This is a genomic window from Agromyces humi (genome assembly GCF_009720255.1).
GTDB lineage: Bacteria > Actinomycetota > Actinomycetes > Actinomycetales > Microbacteriaceae > Agromyces > Agromyces humi.
In genome coordinates, this window is record NZ_WJSP02000423.1 from 1 (window position 1) to 2,990 (window position 2,990).

Consider the following 2,990-nt stretch of genomic DNA (forward strand, 5'->3'; position numbering starts at 1 on the left):
GGTTCGGGCGGTGCGGGCTCCGGCGGCTCGGGCGGCGGTCTCGGCGACCTGCTGGGCGGCCTCCTCGGCGGCGGCAAGCGCTGACGAACAACGACGGCCGTCGGGCCTCCTCGGACCCCCGCATAGACTGACGGGGTGCCAGTGAACCCCGAGCTGCAGGGGCGGGTCTTCCCGCCCACCGAGCCCTATCTCGTCGGGCGTGAGAAGGTGCGCGAGTTCGCGCGCGCCGTCTTCGCGACCAACGCGATCAACCTCGATCCCGAGGCGGCCAGGGCCGCCGGCTACGACGACGTCGTCGCGCCGCCCACGTTCGCCGTGGTCGTGCAGGAGCACACGCTCGCGCAGCTGCTCGCCGAGCCCGACGCAGGCATCGACTTCGCGCGGGTCGTGCACGGCGACCAGCGCTTCACGTCGACGCGTCCCATCGTGGCGGGCGACCTGCTCACGGCGACGCTCACGGTGTCGAGCGTGAAGACGCTCGGGCCGCACTCGATGGTCACGGCGGAGTCGTCGATCACGGATGCCGCCGGCACCCACGTCGTGACCGCGATCTCCACCCTCGTCGTGCGAGGGGACGAGTGATGGCCGCCGCTCCCGCCTTCGACGGACTTGCCGTCGGCGACATCGTGGCCGAGCACTCGTTCGCGCTCACCCGCGACTCGCTGGTGCGCTACGCGGGCGCCTCGGGCGACTTCAACGCGATCCACTACCGCGACGACGTCGCGCGCGAGGTCGGCCTGCCGGGCGTGCTCGCGCACGGCATGCTCACGATGGGCTTCGCGGTGCAGCCGGTCGTCGACTGGGTCGGCGATCCGGGTCGTGTCGCCGACTACCAGGTGCGGTTCACCCGCCCGGTCGTCGTCGATCCGCAGCTCGGCGCCGTCGTCTCGGTCATCGCCAAGGTCGGGCAGCTCGACGCCGACACCCGCGTGGCCCGCATCGACCTCACGGTGAAGGTCGGCGACGAGACGGTGCTCGGCAAGGCGCAGGCGCGGGTCTCCCTCGACTGACATGGCCCGCGACATCCCGTTCTCCGAGCTCACCACGCTGCAGGTCGGCGGACCGGCCGCGAACCTCGTGACGGCCGCGACGCAGCGCGACCTCGTCGACCTCGCGGTCGAGGCGTGGTCGGAGCGCGAGGCGTGGCTGGTGCTCGGCGGCGGCTCCAACCTCCTCGTCGGCGACGACGGCTTCGACGGCACCGTGATCCGGGTGGCCACGAAGGGCATCGAGGTGTTCGCGCGCGACGAGGCCGCGGCATCCGTGCGCCTGCGCGTGCAGGCCGGAGAGACGTGGGACGACCTCGTCGCCTGGACGGTCGAGCAGGGGTTCTCGGGGTTCGAGGCGCTCTCGGGCATTCCAGGCTCGGTGGGCGCCGCGCCCGTGCAGAACATCGGCGCGTACGGCCAGGAGCTGGAGTCCACCCTCGTCGCGATCGAGTTCCTCGAGGAGGGCGCCGATCGCCCGCACCGCATGACGGCCGCGGAGCTCGAGCTCGGCTACCGCACGTCGGTGCTCAAGCGCGGCCTGCGCGGCATCGTCGTCTCGGCCGAGTTCGAGCTGCACGACACCGCGGCGGAGCGCGCCGTGCTCGGTGAGGCGCTCGGGCAGCCGATCGCGTACGCGCAGCTCGCCGACGCGCTGCACGTGAACCTCGGCGACCGGGTGCCCATCGCACGGGTGCGCGAGAGCGTGCTGGGCCTGCGTGCCTCGAAGGGCATGGTGCTCGACCCGGCCGACCCCGACTCGGTCAGCGCGGGTTCCTTCTTCACCAACCCGATCGTCACCGAGCGCGTCGCGCGCACCCTGCCGGGCGACGCGCCGAGGTGGTACCTCGAGGAAGAGGCGGCCGACGAGGTGACCCCGCTCGTGGGCGGGATCGCCGAGGAGTCCCCGCTCGATCAGTTCCTCGCCCACCAGGCGTCGCTCGGCGTGGTCGACGACGGCACGGATGCCGCACCCGCCGAGCCGCTCGTGAAGCTCTCGGCCGCGTGGCTCATCGAGCGGTCGGGCATCCGCCGGGGGTTCGCGCTGCCCGGATCGCGCGCGGCCGTGTCATCGAAGCACACGCTCGCCCTGACGAACCGCGGCGGCGCGGCAGCCGAGGAGGTCGCCCAGCTCGCCCGCTTCGTGCAGAACCGGGTGCAGGCGGAGTTCGGTATCGTGCTGCACCCCGAGCCGGTGCTCGTCGGCCTCGAACTCTGACCGCGCCTCAGGTGCCCGACGCGCGGTCGCCCGCCGGGCGGTAGACCTCGAGCGCCTCGGGGATGACCCGCACGGTCGTGAGGTAGCCGGGCGCGGCGTAGGCCGCCGCCGCCTCGGCAGTGGCCGCGATCGCGACCTCGCCGTCGTGGGCGAACCCCGGCGGCTGCCCTTCGCGCGGCCGCACGACCACGTCGAGGGACTCGGTCGGGTAGGCCTCGATGCGGCTGGGGAGCAGGCGCAGGCGACGGAACACGGCGCTCGTGCGACGGCCGAATGCGAGCGAGGCGGCCGCGCCCACGCGAGACCCCGCGTGCAGGATGCGCACGTCGAGCACGCCCCCGTCGAGACGGCGCCGCTGCAGCGGCGCGACCGTGCCCGGGTCGTTGTCGTCGACGCCGACGAACAGGGTCCACACGCGCGCGCGCCGGCCGTTCACCACGACCGTCACGGGCGAGGCATGCCGCAGCACCCTCATCGCCGCGATCAGGGCGGCCGGCCACTTGCCCCATCGGTCCTGCAGCTGCTCGCGCACGGTCACGAAGTCGGGGTAGAAGCCCACCGACGCCGTGTTCAGCACCGTCACAGGCTCCTCGTCGCCGAACCGCAGCTCGGCGACATCCGCTCGCACGCCCTCGCCGCGTTGCAGGGCGTCGACGGCCAGGTCGACGGATGCCGCGCCCGCGGCCCGCGCGAAGTGGTTGAAGGTGCCGCCGGGCACGACCAACAGGGGCAGCTCGGCGCCGACGGCCTCGTGCGCCACCGCCGCGACCGTGCCGTCGCCGCCG

General features: G+C 73.6%; 4 protein-coding genes. 3 read left to right on the forward strand and 1 reads right to left on the reverse strand.

All coding sequences use genetic code 11. The annotated features are described in order from the left end of the window. Positions 1-135 precede the first annotated feature (135 nt). The 3 genes from GH736_RS20225 to GH736_RS20235 are packed head-to-tail and all read left to right on the forward strand — an operon-like array spanning position 136 to position 2,205. The gene (locus tag GH736_RS20225; protein WP_159606531.1) at positions 136-582 is read left to right on the forward strand and encodes an FAS1-like dehydratase domain-containing protein; all 447 of its coding nucleotides are present in this window, start codon (positions 136-138) and stop codon (positions 580-582) included. After that, positions 582-1,010: a MaoC family dehydratase gene (locus GH736_RS20230; protein WP_159606533.1), complete on the forward strand. Its 429-nt coding sequence runs from the start codon at positions 582-584 to the stop codon at positions 1,008-1,010. The genes GH736_RS20225 and GH736_RS20230 overlap by 1 nt, the downstream gene beginning before the upstream one ends. Before the next feature lies 1 nt (position 1,011). Further along, complete coding sequence (locus tag GH736_RS20235; RefSeq protein WP_159606535.1) at positions 1,012-2,205, forward strand: UDP-N-acetylmuramate dehydrogenase; 1,194 nt, start codon at positions 1,012-1,014, stop codon at positions 2,203-2,205. Positions 2,206-2,212: 7 nt separating this feature from the next. Here the strand turns inward: GH736_RS20235 and GH736_RS20240 are convergent. Then, positions 2,213-2,990 (reverse strand): diacylglycerol/lipid kinase family protein (locus GH736_RS20240; protein ID WP_268891258.1); only part of this gene is annotated, 778 nt, incomplete at its 5' end.